The 17,476-nt window shown below is 39.8% G+C and carries 18 protein-coding genes and 5 tRNA genes; 11 read left to right on the top strand and 12 right to left on the bottom strand.

Annotation, left to right across the window (positions count from 1 at the left end; genetic code table 11):
* Positions 1–13: 13 nt before the first annotated feature.
* From rlmM to hemA, 12 genes are all read right to left on the bottom strand, one after another.
* Positions 14–1,099: a 23S rRNA (cytidine(2498)-2'-O)-methyltransferase RlmM gene (gene rlmM, locus I6F50_RS14510; RefSeq protein WP_007583974.1), complete on the bottom strand. Its 1,086-nt coding sequence runs from the start codon at positions 1,097–1,099 to the stop codon at positions 14–16.
* 17 nt (positions 1,100–1,116) lie between these two features.
* Entirely contained in the window at positions 1,117–1,485 is a 369-nt protein-coding gene (locus I6F50_RS14505; RefSeq protein WP_007583972.1) for a DUF423 domain-containing protein, read from the bottom strand.
* 19 nt (positions 1,486–1,504) lie between these two features.
* The gene (locus tag I6F50_RS14500; RefSeq protein ID WP_197141589.1) at positions 1,505–2,140 is read right to left on the bottom strand and encodes an alpha/beta family hydrolase; all 636 of its coding nucleotides are present in this window, start codon (positions 2,138–2,140) and stop codon (positions 1,505–1,507) included.
* Between the two features lie 2 nt (positions 2,141–2,142).
* Positions 2,143–3,045 (bottom strand): transcriptional regulator GcvA, encoded by a 903-nt coding sequence (locus tag I6F50_RS14495; protein ID WP_002958561.1) that lies wholly within the window; start codon positions 3,043–3,045, stop codon positions 2,143–2,145.
* Positions 3,046–3,166: 121 nt separating this feature from the next.
* Complete coding sequence (kdsA, locus tag I6F50_RS14490; protein ID WP_007583968.1) at positions 3,167–4,021, bottom strand: 3-deoxy-8-phosphooctulonate synthase; 855 nt, start codon at positions 4,019–4,021, stop codon at positions 3,167–3,169.
* Positions 4,022–4,030: 9 nt separating this feature from the next.
* Complete coding sequence (locus tag I6F50_RS14485; RefSeq protein WP_007583967.1) at positions 4,031–5,284, bottom strand: DUF819 domain-containing protein; 1,254 nt, start codon at positions 5,282–5,284, stop codon at positions 4,031–4,033.
* A 14-nt stretch (positions 5,285–5,298) separates the two neighbouring features.
* Positions 5,299–6,126 carry a tetratricopeptide repeat protein gene (locus I6F50_RS14480; RefSeq protein WP_165734818.1) on the bottom strand — a complete coding sequence of 276 codons (828 nt, stop codon included), beginning with the start codon at positions 6,124–6,126 and terminating at the stop codon, positions 5,299–5,301.
* 149 nt (positions 6,127–6,275) lie between these two features.
* On the bottom strand, positions 6,276–6,650 hold the full coding sequence (locus I6F50_RS14475; protein WP_007583965.1) for a SirB2 family protein: 375 nt from the start codon (positions 6,648–6,650) through the stop codon (positions 6,276–6,278).
* 29 nt (positions 6,651–6,679) lie between these two features.
* On the bottom strand, positions 6,680–8,224 hold the full coding sequence (locus I6F50_RS14470; RefSeq protein ID WP_007583964.1) for a response regulator: 1,545 nt from the start codon (positions 8,222–8,224) through the stop codon (positions 6,680–6,682).
* Between the two features lie 54 nt (positions 8,225–8,278).
* Positions 8,279–9,118, bottom strand: coding sequence for a peptide chain release factor N(5)-glutamine methyltransferase (gene prmC, locus I6F50_RS14465; protein ID WP_197176559.1), 840 nt, complete (start codon positions 9,116–9,118; stop codon positions 8,279–8,281).
* A gap of 2 nt (positions 9,119–9,120) precedes the next feature.
* Positions 9,121–10,206, bottom strand: coding sequence for a peptide chain release factor 1 (gene prfA, locus I6F50_RS14460; protein ID WP_024593863.1), 1,086 nt, complete (start codon positions 10,204–10,206; stop codon positions 9,121–9,123).
* A 7-nt stretch (positions 10,207–10,213) separates the two neighbouring features.
* Positions 10,214–11,470, bottom strand: a complete 1,257-nt coding sequence (gene hemA, locus I6F50_RS14455) for a glutamyl-tRNA reductase (protein ID WP_197176557.1) — start codon at positions 11,468–11,470, stop codon at positions 10,214–10,216.
* Between the two features lie 83 nt (positions 11,471–11,553).
* Between hemA and lolB the strand changes: the two genes are divergently transcribed.
* The 11 genes from lolB to I6F50_RS14400 all read left to right on the top strand — a co-directional run bounded on the left by lolB (position 11,554) and on the right by I6F50_RS14400 (position 17,475).
* A complete protein-coding gene (gene lolB, locus I6F50_RS14450; RefSeq protein ID WP_197141581.1) occupies positions 11,554–12,141 on the top strand; it encodes a lipoprotein insertase outer membrane protein LolB in 588 nt (195 codons plus the stop codon).
* Between the two features lie 2 nt (positions 12,142–12,143).
* Positions 12,144–13,001 carry a 4-(cytidine 5'-diphospho)-2-C-methyl-D-erythritol kinase gene (ispE, locus tag I6F50_RS14445; RefSeq protein WP_010554716.1) on the top strand — a complete coding sequence of 286 codons (858 nt, stop codon included), beginning with the start codon at positions 12,144–12,146 and terminating at the stop codon, positions 12,999–13,001.
* An 88-nt stretch (positions 13,002–13,089) separates the two neighbouring features.
* Positions 13,090–14,037: a ribose-phosphate pyrophosphokinase gene (locus I6F50_RS14440; protein ID WP_007583957.1), complete on the top strand. Its 948-nt coding sequence runs from the start codon at positions 13,090–13,092 to the stop codon at positions 14,035–14,037.
* Positions 14,038–14,186: 149 nt separating this feature from the next.
* Positions 14,187–14,798, top strand: a complete 612-nt coding sequence (locus tag I6F50_RS14435) for a 50S ribosomal protein L25/general stress protein Ctc (protein WP_008171830.1) — start codon at positions 14,187–14,189, stop codon at positions 14,796–14,798.
* Positions 14,799–14,817: 19 nt separating this feature from the next.
* On the top strand, positions 14,818–15,402 hold the full coding sequence (gene pth / locus I6F50_RS14430; protein WP_165740491.1) for an aminoacyl-tRNA hydrolase: 585 nt from the start codon (positions 14,818–14,820) through the stop codon (positions 15,400–15,402).
* Between the two features lie 53 nt (positions 15,403–15,455).
* On the top strand, positions 15,456–16,547 hold the full coding sequence (gene ychF, locus I6F50_RS14425; RefSeq protein ID WP_007583951.1) for a redox-regulated ATPase YchF: 1,092 nt from the start codon (positions 15,456–15,458) through the stop codon (positions 16,545–16,547).
* Positions 16,548–16,879: 332 nt separating this feature from the next.
* A tRNA-Met gene (locus I6F50_RS14420) sits at positions 16,880–16,956 on the top strand.
* Between the two features lie 63 nt (positions 16,957–17,019).
* Positions 17,020–17,104, top strand: a tRNA-Leu gene (locus tag I6F50_RS14415).
* A 39-nt stretch (positions 17,105–17,143) separates the two neighbouring features.
* Positions 17,144–17,218: transfer RNA gene (locus tag I6F50_RS14410), tRNA-Gln, on the top strand.
* A gap of 5 nt (positions 17,219–17,223) precedes the next feature.
* A tRNA-Met gene (locus I6F50_RS14405) sits at positions 17,224–17,300 on the top strand.
* Positions 17,301–17,390: 90 nt separating this feature from the next.
* Positions 17,391–17,475, top strand: a tRNA-Leu gene (locus tag I6F50_RS14400).
* Position 17,476: the final 1 nt, after the last annotated feature.

Genomic DNA, 17,476 nt, shown 5'->3' with positions numbered 1-17,476 from the left:
TAGCCTCTACATATTAACTATACAAATTTTGTGGCACCTTAGTAACGTTTAAATGAACGGTTATTTCCTCACGATCATGATAGAGATGTTTAGCTTGTAACTCGTAATTAATGCTATGTTTCTCAAGCTCTTTTCTTATCATCGAAAGACATTCATAAACACTATCAAAGCGTTTTTTCATAGGTAGTTTTAAGTTAAATATAAACTCTTTTGCGTATGCATTTACTGCCCAGTCAATCATTAGCGTAGTCACTTTGGTTGGTTTTTCCACCATATCGCACACTAACCAAGTAATATTTCTTTTTTCTGGGCGATATTTAAAACCATCTGCTCTAAAATGTTTAACTTGACCCGTTTGCATTAAATCGTCATTCATTGGGCCGTTATCAATCGCACTTACAAACATACCACGGCGTACAAGCTGATAAGTCCAACCACCCGGGCATGCACCTAAATCAACACTGCGCATACCTGCTGCCACGCGTGATTCACGTTGTTGCTCAGGAATAAATACATTAAACGCTTCGTCGAGTTTTAACGTTGAACGACTAGGTGCATCGCTTGGCATACGAAGGCGTAAAATACCCATGAAAAATGGAGAATTATTAAAGCTATACGAGTAACCAACATAAGCCGTATTGTTTGTTAAAAACATGACATGCATTACTGGGCGGTTTGCTTTTGGCTCACGCAGTACTGTATTTTGTTTTTCGAGGGCTTTTTTAAGCGGCGTTGATATTTTTTTACAGAACGTTAAAAGCTCTTTGCCTTCATTTGTATCTGGCGTTTCTACGCGCAGCTCTGAGCACAATGTAAAATCTTTAGCAGCTTCAACTACTGCACTTACACGGTCCTCTACTGGCATGTTTTCAAGTAATGTACCGGCAAACCATTGGCGTGCGAACACCATATTTTTAAAATCGACTTTTTTGATTATTTCGTCGCTGTGATGCGCTTCAAAACATTCGTAAACAACATAACCTGTATTTGGCTTTGCTTTTACATACCCTGCAAAACCCTGCTCTGCAGCATGAAACGTTATTTCAGCAGCGGCATCGCTTTCAAAACCACTACGACAATAAATCACAACACTAGACATATTAACCCTTAAACTCTTTAAAACTTAAATCGTGCGACTTGCACTAAAATAACAATCCAACCAATAATAAAGCACAATCCACCAAGCGGTGTTATCGGCCCTAGCCACTTCATATCTGTTAGAGCGAGTAAATATAAACTGCCACTAAAAAGTAGTGTGCCCGTTATAAAAAAGCCACCAGCCCAACTCAGGTTTATGCCCCATTTAATTAAAATAGCCACCGCAATAAGTGCAAGGCCATGCACCATTTGATACTCAGCAGCTGTTTTAAAAACCCCTAATGAATACTCCGATAAACGGCTTTTTAAACCATGGGCAGCAAATGCACCTAACATAACCGAGAGCATACAAAAAATACTGCCGGCCATTAAAAATAATTTAATCATCTAATCCCCTAATCGAGTCTTAACACATCTCTACTTGTTGCTTAATAAATTCAACGGCACTTAACGCTGCTGTTTCTCTATTTTTCAGTTCAGTTACGCCACTTTTTTTACGTGGTTTTAATGAATGATCGCCATCAGTCAGCCATGTGAGTAAAGGCTGTTTTGGCATTTCCATAGTAAGCAGTTCTTCACGTGTACCAAATGTATCTCGCTCGCCCTGTAATACTAAAAAAGGGCAAACAATATCAGCAAAATGATCGGTGCGTAACTTTTCTGGCTTACCCGGCGGATGAAATGGATAACCAAATGCAATAACACCCGAAAGTCTTTGCTCTGTGCTGCACGCAAGCATTGATGCCATGCGTCCGCCCATCGATTTACCGCCTATAAATAACGGTAAATCTGGCTGCGCCTGACCAAGCACTTGCTCATAATAAGTAAGTAGCTTTGGCGCTCGCTCTGGAGGCCTACGTTTATTAGTTTGTTTAGCAATTTGCATATATTCAAAATCAAATAAACCAACATCAACACCTTGCTCGCTTATTAATTTTGCCATATGTTGCATAAAGTCAGAATCGCTACCGGCACCTGCACCATGCGCAAATATAAACTGTGCAATTGCAGGTTGTGCGGTGCTTTTAAACCATTCAATCATTATTAATACTCATGTTCTTGTTCATGCTCTACTAAGCTCAGCATCCACTCTTTAAACGAAACTATTTTACCAAGCTCTGTTTGCGATTCGCGAAGCACTAAGTAATATGCATTTTTACTTTCTAGACTGTGATTAAACGGAATAACCAAACGCCCTGCATCTATGTCGGGTTTAGCTAATACACTATTACCAATTGCCACACCTTGCCCATGTACTGCAGCTTGTAACACCATTGATGAGTGACTAAATATAGGTCCTTGATTTACCTGAATGTTACGCACGCCTGCAGTTTTCATCCACGTTTTCCAGTTTTTACGTGTGGTATCATGCAATAAAGTGTGATGCGCTAAATCACTAGGTTGATCAAGCGGCTTTAATCCGCTTAATAACATAGGACTACAAAGTGGTACTAAATACTCGGTATGAAGTTTGTACGCTTGTACGCCATTCCAATGACCTCTTCCATAGTAAATAGCAATATCTACGTCATCAGTCAGTGAGTTTTCATCTTGATCTTGTGCTTTTATTCGCACGTCTATCTCTGGGTGTAACTCATTAAACAAACTCAAACGAGGCACTAACCACTGAATAGCAAAACTGGGTGTTAGACTAACCGTTAATGAGCCCTTAGCACCACGGGCTAATAGCTTTTCAGTTGCATCAATAAGCTGAGTAAAAATCTCTTTTATATCTAAAAAATAGCCTTGGCCTTCTTCAGTTAATAATAATGAGCGGTTTTTACGTAAAAACAACTTTAAACCTAAATGCTCTTCAAGTGTTTTTATTTGATGACTTACTGCCGCCTGCGTTACATAGAGCTCTTCTGCAGCCTTAGTAAAACTTAAATGACGCGCAGCCGCTTCAAAGGCTTTTAATGCGTTTAATGGAGGTACCCGTCTTGACATAATAACCAAGCTTAGAATTAGTTTTTCTTATGCGTGAGATTATATACATCATATAAGTTTGTGTATATTAAAGGCATAAAAAAAGCGACCTGAGTCGCTTTTTAATAAACATCATGCTTAATTATAAATCGCTTGCACTTGTATCAAGTGGGGCAAAGCTTTTAATTAAATCATCAACCGCTTTCATTTGCGTTAAGTATCCTTCTAACTTACTAAGCGCTAGCGCACATGGGCCATCGCATTTAGCTTCGTTAGGGTTTGGATGCGCCTCAATAAATAAACCTGCAATACCTAGCGCCATACCGCTACGTGCAAGCTCTGCAGCTTGTGCACGACGACCATCAGCAGAGTCAGCTCGTCCACCAGGGCGTTGTAGCGCATGTGTTGCATCAAAAATAACAGGCGCCATTGCTTTCATGTCATCCATACCCAGCATATCAACCACTAGGTTGTTGTAACCAAAGCTAGAACCACGCTCACAAAGTGCGATGTTATTATTACCCGCTTCATTAAATTTAGTAATGATGTGGCGCATTTCATGCGGCGCTAAAAACTGTGGTTTTTTCACGTTAATAATTGCACCTGTTTTAGCCATCGCCACAACTAAATCTGTTTGACGTGCTAAAAAGGCTGGTAACTGAATTACATCAACAACTTCAGCAACAGGTGCTGCTTGATGCGGTTCATGTACATCAGTAATAAGCGGTATGTTGAAAGTCTTTTTAATCTCTTCAAATATTTTTAAACCTTCTTCCATACCAGGACCACGGTACGAATTGATTGAAGAACGGTTAGCCTTATCAAATGACGCTTTAAATACATAAGGAATATTGAGTTTCGTCGTAACTTCTACGTAATGCTCTGCAACACGCATTGCTAAATCACGAGATTCTAATACGTTAATACCACCAAACAATACAAACGGTTTGTTGTTTGCTAGTTCAATTTCATTAATTTTAATAATTTGGTCTTTCATTTAAATTCCTTACGGTGCAACTGCTTGCATCATTAATCCACAAATATAAGCCATATAAGTACCCACACCATAGCCCAGTACAGCTAACAGGACACCAACAGGCGCAAGCGAAGGGTGAAATGCTGATGCTACAACAGGTGCAGACGCTGCACCGCCCACATTAGCCTGCGAGCCCACAGCCATATAAAATAACGGTGCTTTAATTAGTTTAGCTACTACTAACATTATGCTTGCATGCACTAACATCCAAATGGCACCAACTAAAAATAACCCTGGGTTATTAAAAATAGCGGTTACATTCATATGCAAACCAATCGATGCAACTAAAATATACAAAAAGCTAGAGGCTACTTTTGAAGCGCCAAACGCTTCTATTTGTCTCACTTTAGTAAACGATAAGCCTATGCCAATCGTTGTTGATATAACAATTAGCCAAAAGAATTTACTGTTTAAGCTGTACTCTTTTGCCCACTCATAAGTAGTGCCAAAGTACGGACCTAAAAAGTCAGCACAAAAATGCGCTAAACCGGTTATACCAAATGCAATTGCAAGCAGCGTCATGTAATCGTTAAGAGTAGGAATACGGGCATGTTCAGCGTGATAGGCTTCAACACGTTTTTTTAAATCTTCAATTGCGCTTGTATCAGCACCCGTAGCTGCATCAATCTTTTTATGGTTTGCTGCCATTAACAATAAAACAGCCATCCAAATATTCGCGACTATTACATCTACTGTAATCATTACAGAAAATATATCACCACCAACTTCAAACATCTCTTTCATTGATGCTTGGTTAGCACCACCGCCAATCCAGCTACCCGCAACGGTTGTCATACCGCGCCATACTGCATCGGGCCCATGACCACCAACAATACTTGGGTCAAATGCACTCACGACTAAAATAGCTAATGGCCCACCAATAACAATGCCCAATGTACCCACTAAAAACATAATGAGCGCTTTAGGGCCTAAGTTAATAATAGCTTTTAAATCAATACTAATGGTAAGCAGTATTAAACAAGCAGGCAGTAAGTAGCGCGAAGCCACATAATAAACATTGGATTTATTACCATCTACAATACCAAAGGTATTTAATAACGAAGGTAAAAAGTAACACAGTAGTAAAGCAGGTACGTATTTATAAAATCGTTTTAAAGCTGGACGCTCACTGTTTGAGGTTTTAAAAATAAACCCCAAAATAATAGCAAGCAAACCAAGCACAACGGCATCATTTGTAATTAATGCGCTTTGAGTTTCAACCATAATTATTCCTATTCTTAATGGTGCGTTTTATTATTATCTTCTAGTTCTTCTATTTGGTGTTGAATAATCTCTATTGCAGGATCGTCCGGACACTCATCGACAAAAAACTGTAAATCATCACGTGCCATTTTAGGGCAACCGAGCTGATTTAATAAGTAACCTCTGTCGCGTCTCTCATACGGGTCGTCGCCTATTAGCTCCATTAGCATCTCTACACAGGTCAAAGCATGACCAAATTTGTTTTCGCTAATGAAAGACCACTTTTGCTGAGCTAAAAATAGCTTATATACTTCGTCATCAAAAATTAACTCTAAAGGCTCTTGTTCTTGCCCATCATCTTCATCTGCGTTTTCAGGGATGATATACCAGCTTTGTTGCCCGCTGCTTGGCTCAATTATGTAGCCCTCTTCATCACTTATCGCCACATGAACACCAACATCACCCAGCGTAAGACTAAGATTTGCATCAAAGTTAGCTTGTTGTAAAAAGTGACAAAGTATAATTGCAAGCGTTGTTGGTGAGCCACTACGCATAGAAAGCGTATAGCTTAATGTATTTAATTTGTATTCTGGCACTTTTAAGCCTGAGGCACTAAATAGCCAATCGCTGTAAAACATATCTAATAATTTTTCGAAGCAATCGTGCTCATCACTCACTTTTAAACACAGCGCTGAAATTTGCTGTTCAAAGTCAGTTAAAGTTTCATAACATGGTGTTAAATCTATCTGAGGGTCCCATTTTGACTCTGCTTTAATACAGCGGTAAATCGCTGGAGGTGTAAATTCATCGTAAGCATCATCAAGATAAGATTCATCGTGTTCGTCAAACCCGAGGGTAGTCATTAATACTGCAACATTTTAGAAAACGAAGGCGTAGTTTACCTAACTTTAAAGCTATATACCAATATAGAGATTTTTTTGAATATTTTCTGAGAGGGAGTCGTATTTGAGCTTTATAAAACAACTATAAAGCTCAAATAGTCAGGTATTACTTAAAGCAAAAAAGCTGATTTAGACGTCGCTAAATAACCTATCGCTAAAATAACAGCAGTGTTAACTAAAACGTAAGCAACTTTAGCCGTCATTTTAGTTTGTCTGGCGCTTTTAGCCCCAATACCAATATATATAACCACTAAAACTATTTTTTCTAATAGCCAATATTGTTCAAACGGGTTAATTTTAGCCATAAATATAAGCGTAAGTGCCGACACTAATAACAAAGTATCTATACTATGACTACCAATCATTACCGCTTTATTTTTTGCTAATTTACCACTGCCCATTCGCGAAAATGCGCGAACATAAAATAAAATCACACTCAACATCGCAATTGCCATGTGTGAATGCTTTACTGCTAAATAATCCATATGCCCCTGTACTTCTGTTTTATAAAAATTTAATCAGGAAAACGGTTAAGAACCGCTTCTAACTCATCAAGCTTCTCGTTAAATACTTCAACCAATTTTGGTTCAAAGTGTGTGCCTTTTTGAGCGTTAATTTCATCAACTACGTTTTGCAGTGTCCAAGGTTCTTTATAGCATCGTTTATGGCGAAGTGCATCGTATACATCAGCAAGTGCAACTATACGACCAAATACATTAATTGCGTTTCCGCTTAAACCTTGTGGGTAACCAGAGCCATCCCATTTTTCATGATGCTCTTTTGCAATAATTGCGCCTGCACTAACAATCTCATGCGGCGAGTCTTTTAAAATAGTATAGCCTTTATCAGTATGGGTTTTCATCACTTCCCATTCTTGGGCGTCTAACTTTGCTGGTTTATTTAATACCGCATCAGGAATGCCCACTTTGCCTACATCATGAAGAGGCGACGCCAACCTTACTAAATCAGCATCATGCTTAGATAAGCCATACCCTTGTGCCAATATATGACAAATATGTGCTACACGCTTAACATGATTACCCGTTTCTGTTGAGCGTTGCTCTACCGCTTCACTTAACCTGTAAACAAGCTCTTGTTGCGTTGCTTCTATTTCAGACTGAAGTTGTACATTTTCAAACGCAAGTTGCACGTTTTGAGAGAAAATCTTAATTAAATGGCGCTGAGTATCCGTTAAATCCTTTGGAATACCTGATATAAATAGCATCGAATTATGATTGTACTCACTGCTACAATACGCAAATAAGTAGTTATCTTTATAAATAATGCTTTTTTCATTAAGCGCCTGATGACATGCACTTAATTGTTCAGCTTGTAATACCTCATCGAGCTCTTTACCTTCACTTTTTTCAAAGTCACCGGTACCCGAGCAAACAATTAATTTTTTATTATTTTGTGCTTCAGGATTTTGCGCAACTAAAGTAGTTGCATACATAGCTTGATCAGCAATACCGAGTAAAGAAGTTAACTGCTGCATAACGCCTTCAATAAAGTGCTCTATTGAATGCGCAGAAAAAATATCACGGGACGCTATAATTATTTTCTCAAGCCCTTCGCGTGACTGCTCAATCGAAATAATATCCCGATACGAACGCAGGCTCGACATAATAACAGTAAATAACTTTTGAGCCGTTAGCTCTGTTTTAGATTTGTAATCGTTAATATCATAATTAATAATTACTTGTCGTTCAGGTGCTTGACCAGGTTGACCCGTTCTTAAAATAATTCGAATATGATTATTTTTAGCTTCTTCACGAATAAACTTAGCAACTTGCAAACCGGCATCATCGGTCTCCATTACTACATCAAGTAGTACAATGGCTGCATCTGGATGCTCTTTCACAAGCTCTTTTGCTTCAGCACCTGAGTACGCACTAATAAATTCTAAGCGTTTATTTTGAAACTCAAAATCACTCAACGCTAGTTTTGTAACAGCATGAACTTCAGGTTCATCATCAACGATTAATACTTTCCAGGTACCGAGTTCAATCTCATTGATTGCTTCTTCTGGCTCATCTGAAAATAAAAAATCACCCATCATAGTCGAAATTCCTTCATGGCATTATTTAACGCACTAGCAGGCAATTATTATTCTTTAGGGCCACTGTGCAAACGTTACACGGTCATTATCACCAAAGTCTTTCACTGTTTTAATATCCACAAATGCCATTTTTTTGAAGAAATGACGAACAGCTTCACCTTGCTCAAAACCGTGTTCTATTAAAAGATAGCCACTAGATAACAAATAGTCACGTGATTGTGTAATTATTTGTTTAATATCAGACATTCCACAATCATCAGCCACTAATGCCGACAAAGGCTCAAAGCGCACATCGCCCTGATTTAAATGTATATCACTGCTTTCAATATAAGGCGGGTTGGTAACAATTAGGTTAAACTTTTCGCCATGTAACTCGCTAAACCAATTACTTTGCTTAACGCGCACGTTATTAATTGCCAGTCGCTGCTGATTACGTGTAGCAAGTGCAACTGCATCGCTTACTCTATCTACTGCAATAATTTGCCAGTTAGGCATTTCACTACCCAATGCCAACGCAATTGCACCAGTACCCGTGCCTAAATCAAGCACTTTAGATGTAGCAGGTACAGCCACTTCAAGTGCTTGCTCTACTAACGTTTCAGTATCTGGTCGAGGTATTAAAGTTGTTGCGTTAACTTCAAGCGATAAGCTCCAAAATTCACGTTGCCCCGTAATATGTGCAACAGGTTCACCGTTTAAACGTCTTTGGCAAAATGTATTAAATTGCTGTTGTTGTTCGGCATTAAGCGCATGCTCTGGCCAAGTAAAAAGGTAACTGTGAGGTTTTTGAAGAATATGTAGAAGTAAAACTTGTGCGTCTAATTTAGCACTTTCGCTGCTAGGTGCTAATAAATTAGCGCCTGCAGCAATAGCTTGTTCAAGAGTTTGGCTCACGATTACTCGTCGCCCATAGCCGCTAATAAGTCAGCTTGATGTTCTTGCATTAATGGGTCAATAACGCAGCTTAAATCACCCGCTACCACTTCATTCAAACGATAAAGTGTTAAGTTAATACGGTGATCGGTAATACGACCTTGTGGGTAGTTATAAGTACGGATACGTTCAGAACGATCGCCACTACCTACTAAGTCACGACGTTCAGATGCTTCTGCCGCATGGCGCTTTTCATCTTCAGCCTGTTGTAAACGTGCTGCAAGTACTGACATCGCTTTAGCACGGTTTTTATGCTGTGAACGTTGATCCTGACACTCAACCACAACACCGGTAGGTATATGTGTAAGTCGAATAGCAGAATCTGTTTTATTAACGTGCTGACCACCTGCGCCTGATGCACGAAATGTATCAACTTTTAAATCTGCGGTATTAATTTGTATCGCTTCTGCCTCTGGTACTTCCGCCATTACCGCAACAGTACACGCAGAGGTATGAACTCGCCCTTGTGACTCAGTTTCTGGCACACGTTGTACGCGGTGTACACCTGATTCAAACTTTAATTGACCGTAAACGCCTTCGCCACTAATATTTGCAATAACTTCTTTGTAACCACCGTGCTCACCTTCATTGGTGCTCACAACTTCTACTTTCCATTTTTTAGTTTCTGCATAGCGGCTGTACATACGGAATAAGTCGCCAGCAAAAATAGCCGCTTCATCACCGCCTGTTCCAGCGCGTACTTCAACAAACACGTTGTTATTATCTCGCGGATCTTTTGGCAACATTAATACTTGAATTTGATCTTCAATTGCCAAAATTTGTGCTTTAGCTTCTTTATATTCTTCTTGCGCCATTTCACGCATTTCAGGGTCAGAATCTTTAAGCATTTCTTCTGCACTGGCTAAATCATCTTGCGTTTCTTTGTAAGTTAAAAACGTTTTTACAATCTCTTCAAGCTCAGAGTATTCTTTTGAAAGCCCACGAAAACGATTTTGATCACTAATGACCGACGGGTCGCTTAGTAGCGCTTGTACTTCTTCGTAACGCTCTACTAAGGTTTCTAATTTATTATAAACAGACTCTTTCATTTAACGGTTATTCCTGATCAATACCTAACATTTTTTTCAACTGGTTTAGCTGCGCCACTTCACCTTTTTTCGCTGCGTCTTGTATTGCACGGGTAGGCGCGTGCATTAAGCGATTGGTTAATTTATTGGCGAGCTCTAATATAATTTTTTCTGCATCTTTACCTGTATTTAGCTGACTAACAGCACGCTCTACAAGTTCTGACTTAATTGTTTGTACATCATTTCGATAATGGCGGATTAAATCTACCGAATCGAGTGAGCGCATCCACATTGCAAATTCTTTGGTGCGTTCAGTAATAATTATTTGCGCTTGCTGTGCAGCTTGCTCACGCGCTGCCATATTCTCGCTTACAATGGTTTGTAAGTCATCAACGGAATATAAATAGGCAGCATCTAGCTCACCTACTTGGCTTTCTATGTCGCGCGGAACCGCAATATCTATAAATAGCATAGGCTTGTGACGGCGCTGCTTAAGCGCTTGCTCAACCACCCCTTTACCAATAATAGGTAAAGTACTGGCGGTAGAACTAATGACTATATCGGCTTTATGTAAACGCTCTGGCAATTGCGCTAAAGCAATTACATCCGCCGACACCTCATCAGCTAAGCTTCGAGCTCGCTCAATAGTTCGGTTCGCAACGGTGATATTTTGTGGCTCATTTTGATATAAATGTTTAGCAACTAACTCTATGGTTTCGCCGGCGCCAATTAATAATACGTTTGTTTTATCGAGCTTACCGTAAATATGCTTCGCTAAATTAACAGCTGCAAATGCAACCGATACAGCGCTTGCGCCAATATTTGTTTCGGTTCTAACTTGTTTCGCCACCGAAAATGTTTTTTGAAACAATCTATCAAAAGTAACACCTACAGCATCATGGGTTTTAGCGCTAAAAAACGATTGTTTTATTTGCCCTAAAATTTGCGGCTCCCCTAATACCAAGGAATCTAAACCGCAAGCTACGCGCATTAAGTGGTTAATGGCGTCATTACCTTCATGGCAGTATATATTGCTGCTCAGTTCATGTTCATCCAAACCATGGAAACTGGCAAGCCAAGTCAACAGTGTTTGGGAATTTTGCTGAGCGAGGCTACAATAGATCTCGGTTCGATTGCAGGTAGACACAATAACCGCTTCATTAAAGTCGGCATGGCCGCTTAATTGTTGCAACGCCTCTGAAATTTGCTCAGGCGAAAAGGCCACTTTTTCACGTAATTCTACGGATGCGGTTTTGTGATTTATACCTAGTGCTATTATGGTCATATTTGCCAAATATTGCTGAGCCCTACTTCAAAGGCGGTAATTTTACCAAAAATCAGCGGAATATGGAAAGTAAGGAACAACATTTGATTCGACAATATTTGATTTTATTCATGTTTTTTTTGTTTTTAGGTGGCTGTGCTCATCAAATTGATACAAAAACAACACTTTATGATGATTGGAAACCACGTTTAGCTGCTCAAAAAACTTGGCAGGTCGAGGGTAAACTCGCGTTTATTAGCCCACAAGAGCGTCAATCTGCAAACTTAAATTGGCAGCAAACAACAAATTCCAATAATTTAATACTGACTACCTTTATTGGTACGCGTATTTTGTCGCTTAAACAAACAGCAAACGGTGCTGAATTAGAATTTGACGGCGATGAGTACTTTGATACTAACGCTTCAGAGCTTTTAAAGCGCTTAACGGGTTTTACACTCCCTGTTGATAATGCCGATAATTGGCTTAAAGGGACTATTGATGACCAAAGTTTAGTTGTTGATGAGTTAGGCCGCGCAAAGCAAGTATTATGGTTTGATAATACAGGCAAAAAATGGCAAATAGATTACGGCACTTACGTACAAAACGCAGGTTACTGGTTACCAACTAAACTGACGCTAAAGCATCAACAAATAAAAATTAAGATTCAACTCTACGATTGGCAATTTAAATAAACATGAATAACAAAACCTCTTTTTCCCTTATTGCTCCGGCAAAACTCAATTTATTTTTACATATAAATGCTCGCCGAGAAGATGGCTATCATGAACTAGAAACCTTATTTACTTTTTTAAATTTTGGTGATGAATTGCATTTTGAGCTAACAACAGACGGTGGTATTTCTGTCGGGGGTGATACTAAAGACATACCCCTAAATGATAATCTCATCTATAAAGCGGCTTTATTATTACAAACACACTGTAAAACCTCTTTAGGTGTAAAAATAAATTTAATTAAACGCTTACCGATGGGCGGAGGTGTTGGAGGTGGTTCATCCGACGCCGCAAGTACTTTATTAGCGCTAAATAAATTATGGAAATTAGAACTAAATTTAGAAATTCTAGCCCAATTAGGACTTAAATTAGGGGCTGATGTTCCGGTGTTCATACAAGGGCAAAGCGCCATAGCGCATGGTATTGGTGAGAAATTACACCAGGTAAAACTTGAACAAAAATGGTACTGCGTTGTACACCCAAACCAACATGTAAGTACTGCAAAAATATTTACACATCCAGATTTAAAACGCGACACACCAAAAATAATAGGCGATTGGAAACACCATACTTTAACCAACGATTGTGAGCCTTTAGTTAAAAAGCTTTGCCCCGAGGTTGAAAAAACCCTCCAGTGGTTGCTAAAATACGCACCGTCGAAGATGACCGGAACAGGTTCATGTTGTTTTGTCGAATTTGCTAGTCAAGTTCAAGCACAAGATGTACTTGAAAATCTCCCCCATACTTGGCAGGGTTTTGTGGCTTCAAGCGCAAATGTCTCACCTGCTCATACGGAGTTAACCGCCATATTCGATCAATGAAGTAACGTACAAGTAATCATAAGTTAACTCGCAGTGGTATTTATCATTGCCCGTTAGTCCAAATATTCAGTGCCTGAGGAACCCTACCGTGCCTGACATGAAGCTCTTCGCTGGTAACGCAACACCTGAGTTAGCTCAAAAAGTTGCAAAACGTTTATATATTGAATTAGGCGATGCTGTTGTTGGCCGTTTTAGCGACGGTGAGATCAGTGTTCAAATAAATGAAAATGTTCGTGGCTCGGACGTTTTTATCTTGCAATCAACCTGTGCCCCTACAAACGATAACCTAATGGAACTTATCGTTATGGTTGATGCTCTACGTCGTGCATCTGCAGGTCGTATTACTGCCGTCATTCCTTATTTTGGTTATGCGCGCCAAGACCGTCGTGTACGTTCTGCCCGTGTTCCAATTACCGCTAAAGTTGTTGCCGATTTCTTATCAAGCGTTGGTGTTGACCGTGTTCTTACGGTTGATTTACACGCTGAACAAATCCAAGGCTTCTTTGATGTACCAGTAGACAACGTATTTGGCAGCCCTGTATTACTTGAAGATATGAAAGAACGCGACTTTGAAGACGTCGTTGTTGTATCTCCAGATATTGGTGGTGTTGTACGCGCACGTGCAATTGCAAAACTACTAAACGATACCGATTTAGCAATCATTGATAAACGTCGCCCTCAAGCAAACGTTTCTCAAGTAATGCACATTATTGGTGACGTTGAAGGTCGTGATTGTATTATCGTAGATGATATGATTGATACCGGTGGTACGTTATGTAAAGCCGCAGAAGCACTTAAAGAACATGGCGCTAAACGCGTATTTGCATACGCAACGCACCCTATTCTTTCAGGTAAAGCAGCAGAAAACTTACGTGACTCGATGATTGACGAAGTAATTGTAACTGACTCAATTCCGCTATCTGACGAGCTTAAAGCCCTTGATAAAATTAAGGTACTTACGCTTGCTGACATGTTAGCAGAGACTATTCGTCGTATTAGTAACGAAGAATCTATCTCAGCGATGTTTGAACACTAAAATTAAACATTCCTGAGTATAAAAGCGCCTTTTGGCGCTTTTTTTGTAAGCGATGTTTATTTTGTCTGGGCGTGGTGGTATGATAGCGCGCCTTTTGGCTAGGGACCTTGGTCGCAAAGGCCCTACACATTTTAATAACTGGAGACATCATGTCTAACAAAACTTATACATATAACGCTGAACTTCGCGTAGAAACTGGTACTGGTGCGAGCCGCCGCCTACGTCGCGAAGACAAAGTTCCTGCAATCCTTTACGGAGCTGACAAAGAAGCTTTATCTCTTACTTTTGCTCATAAAGATATGATCAAAGCACAAGAAGACGAAGGTTTTTACACGCATATCCTTACGCTTAACGTAGATGGCGAAGCTGTTGAAGTAATCTTAAAAGATATCCAACGTCACCCATTCAAGCCTAAGCTTACTCACCTTGATTTCCAACGTGTAGATGCTACTCATAAATTTCAAACTAAAGTTCCTCTTCACTTCATCGGTGAAGATATTGTAACTAAAGCTGGCGCAACTGTTGTTCACCAGTTAACTGAAGTTGAAATTACGTGTCTTCCAAAAGCACTTCCAGAATTCATTGAAGTAGATGTTTCTAAGTTTGTTGTTGGCGATTCTGTTCATATTTCTGACCTTACTTTCCCTAAAGGCGTTAGCTCTGTAGATTTAGGTAAAGGCGAAGGCCATGATCAGTCTATCCTGACTATCAAAGCAAACAAAGCAGCTCCAGTTGAAGACGACGCTGCAGCAGCAGAATAATTTTTAAGGTCTCGCAACCTTGAATTCTATTCAAATGCTTGTGGGCCTGGCTAATCCAGGCCCCGAATACGCAAACACACGCCACAATGCAGGTGCTTGGTTCATCGAGCAAATCGCTGCACGCTACAACTGCACCCTAAAATACGATCCTAAATATCACGGCCTTACAGGCAAAGTGATCATTCAAGGCCAAGAATTCAAATTATTGATCCCCACTACTTACATGAATTTAAGTGGTAAAGCGGTCGGTAGTTTAGCTAATTTTTTCAAAATCCCTGTCGAGGACATTTTAGTTGCCCATGACGAATTGGATTTAGACCCAGGCGTTGCCAAGTTAAAAAAAGGCGGCGGGCATGGCGGTCATAATGGTTTAAAAGACATTATTGCAAAAATGGCAAATCAAAAAGACTTTATGCGCTTGCGCATTGGTGTAGGTCATCCGGGGCATCGTGAAATGGTTACTGGTTGGGTGCTTGGAAAAGCGGTCAAAGCAGACCAAGAAAAAATGGATGCTGCTGTTGATGAAGCAGTTCGTTGCATGGAAATACTTGCAAAAGATGGTGTGTTAAAAGCACAAAACAGACTACATTCGTTTAAACCCTAGTAACTTGGGTCCAAGTACACCGTTTAAACGAATTCTAAACAAGGTATCTTACTATGGGTTTTAAATGTGGCATCGTTGGCTTGCCTAACGTTGGTAAATCAACGCTTTTCAATGCACTAACTAAAGCGGGTATTGAAGCCGCTAACTTTCCTTTTTGTACCATTGAGCCTAATACAGGTGTGGTACCTGTGCCAGATCCTCGTCTAGACGAACTTGCTAAAATAGTTAATCCTCAACGAGTTCTTACCACCAGTATGGAATTTGTAGACATTGCTGGCTTAGTAAAAGGCGCATCTAAAGGTGAAGGCCTTGGTAACCAGTTTTTAGCTAACATTCGTGAAACCGATGCAATTGGCCACGTAGTTCGCTGTTTTGAAGATGAAAACATCATCCACGTAGCAGGCACTATTGACCCTGCTGACGATATTGACGTAATCAACACTGAGTTAGTACTTGCTGATATGGATAGCGCTGAAAAAGCCCTTTTCCGTAATTCAAAAAAAGCAAAAGGTGGCGATAAAGACGCTAAAGAGCAAAATGCTGTACTTGAAAAAGTAAAAGTGCATCTTGACGAAGGCTTAACTTTACGTGGTCTAGCACTAACTAAAGAAGAAAAAGCAGCAATCAGCTCTATTAACTTCTTAACGATTAAACCAACAATGTATATTGCAAACGTTGCTGAAGATGGTTTTGAAAATAACCCATACCTTGACCGCGTACGCGCTATTGCCGCAGCTGAAGATGCGATTGTTGTTCCTGTATGTGCCGCTATCGAGTCTGAGCTTTCAGAACTAGATGACGAAGACAAGCTAGAGTTTATGGCTGATCTTGGTCTAGAAGAGCCAGGTCTTAACCTTGTTATTCGTGGTGGTTATGAATTACTACAATTACAAACTTATTTCACAGCTGGCGTAAAAGAAGTACGCGCATGGACAATCCCTGTAGGTGCAACAGCACCACAAGCAGCGGGTAAAATCCATACCGACTTCGAGCGTGGCTTTATCCGTGCGCAAACTATTGCTTTTGACGACTTTGTTGCCTTTAAAGGTGAGAGTGGCGCAAAAGAAGCAGGTAAGATGCGTCAAGAAGGTAAAGAGTACATTGTTAAAGATGGCGATGTAATGAACTTCTTGTTCAACGTATAAGTACAAATTAAACCAATTTCACTTGGTAATAATTTTTAAAGGCTCGTTTTTACGAGCCTTTTTTGTATTTAAGCATTATAAAAATAATAATTAGCCTCAACTAGTCTATCTTTGTAATATCGCTTAATTAAAGAAGTACAGGGTTAATTAAGATTCCGCGCCTTAAAGGCAGCTAAAAAAACAGCATTTTTATTAAATTTTAGCCTGTTAGCTTAATTTTCCTGCAAACAAACACAGTTAAGTGTTTTTTTGCAAAAAAGGTGTTGACGAATTTGGGTCATATCAGCATAATACGCCCCGCACTCAGCGATGAAGTGCTAACAAAAAAAGATGGCTAAGTAGCTCAGCTGGTTAGAGCACATCACTCATAATGATGGGGTCACAGGTTCAAATCCCGTCTTAGCCACCATTATTTTTTTGTTGCTCAATGAAGAGTTTAAAATAACTACCTGTACTTTATTGTACAAATGATGCGGGAGTGGCGGAATTGGTAGACGCGCTGGATTTAGGTTCCAGTATCTTAGGATGTGAGAGTTCAAGTCTCTCTTTCCGCACCATAATTCTTGATAAGAATTAAAACTATCAATTGTTATTGTTGGGATATCGCCAAGCGGTAAGGCACCAGGTTTTGATCCTGGCATTCCCAGGTTCAAATCCTGGTATCCCAGCCAACAATGGCTAAGTAGCTCAGCTGGTTAGAGCACATCACTCATAATGATGGGGTCACAGGTTCAAATCCCGTCTTAGCCACCATTTCTTCTTTTAGAAATGGCTCTGCAAGAGTTAAATTGCAGCTCAATGAAGAGTTTAAAATAACTACCTGTACTTTATTGTACAAACGATGCGGGAGTGGCGGAATTGGTAGACGCGCTGGATTTAGGTTCCAGTAACTTAGGTTGTGAGAGTTCAAGTCTCTCTTTCCGCACCAT

The sequence above is a fragment of the Pseudoalteromonas sp. NZS127_1 genome (assembly GCF_015864295.1).
GTDB classification, from domain to species: Bacteria; Pseudomonadota; Gammaproteobacteria; order Enterobacterales; family Alteromonadaceae; genus Pseudoalteromonas; species Pseudoalteromonas arctica.
This window is presented reverse-complemented; position numbering and strand designations above follow the sequence as displayed.

Excerpts from the sequence above, each read along its gene's own strand:
- I6F50_RS14435 (WP_008171830.1), top strand. The coding sequence starts at position 14,187 with ATGTCTAACAAAACTTATACATATAACGCTGAACTTCGCGTAGAAACT.
- kdsA (WP_007583968.1), bottom strand. The coding sequence starts at position 4,021 with ATGAAAGACCAAATTATTAAAATTAATGAAATTGAACTAGCAAACAAC.
- I6F50_RS14480 (WP_165734818.1), bottom strand. The coding sequence starts at position 6,126 with ATGACTACCCTCGGGTTTGACGAACACGATGAATCTTATCTTGATGAT.
- I6F50_RS14475 (WP_007583965.1), bottom strand. The coding sequence starts at position 6,650 with ATGGATTATTTAGCAGTAAAGCATTCACACATGGCAATTGCGATGTTG.
- ychF (WP_007583951.1), top strand. The coding sequence starts at position 15,456 with ATGGGTTTTAAATGTGGCATCGTTGGCTTGCCTAACGTTGGTAAATCA.
- I6F50_RS14485 (WP_007583967.1), bottom strand. The coding sequence starts at position 5,284 with ATGGTTGAAACTCAAAGCGCATTAATTACAAATGATGCCGTTGTGCTT.
- I6F50_RS14470 (WP_007583964.1), bottom strand. The coding sequence starts at position 8,224 with ATGATGGGTGATTTTTTATTTTCAGATGAGCCAGAAGAAGCAATCAAT.
- rlmM (WP_007583974.1), bottom strand. The coding sequence starts at position 1,099 with ATGTCTAGTGTTGTGATTTATTGTCGTAGTGGTTTTGAAAGCGATGCC.
- I6F50_RS14505 (WP_007583972.1), bottom strand. The coding sequence starts at position 1,485 with ATGATTAAATTATTTTTAATGGCCGGCAGTATTTTTTGTATGCTCTCG.
- prfA (WP_024593863.1), bottom strand. The coding sequence starts at position 10,206 with ATGAAAGAGTCTGTTTATAATAAATTAGAAACCTTAGTAGAGCGTTAC.
- I6F50_RS14500 (WP_197141589.1), bottom strand. The coding sequence starts at position 2,140 with ATGATTGAATGGTTTAAAAGCACCGCACAACCTGCAATTGCACAGTTT.
- I6F50_RS14495 (WP_002958561.1), bottom strand. The coding sequence starts at position 3,045 with ATGTCAAGACGGGTACCTCCATTAAACGCATTAAAAGCCTTTGAAGCG.
- ispE (WP_010554716.1), top strand. The coding sequence starts at position 12,144 with ATGAATAACAAAACCTCTTTTTCCCTTATTGCTCCGGCAAAACTCAAT.
- hemA (WP_197176557.1), bottom strand. The coding sequence starts at position 11,470 with ATGACCATAATAGCACTAGGTATAAATCACAAAACCGCATCCGTAGAA.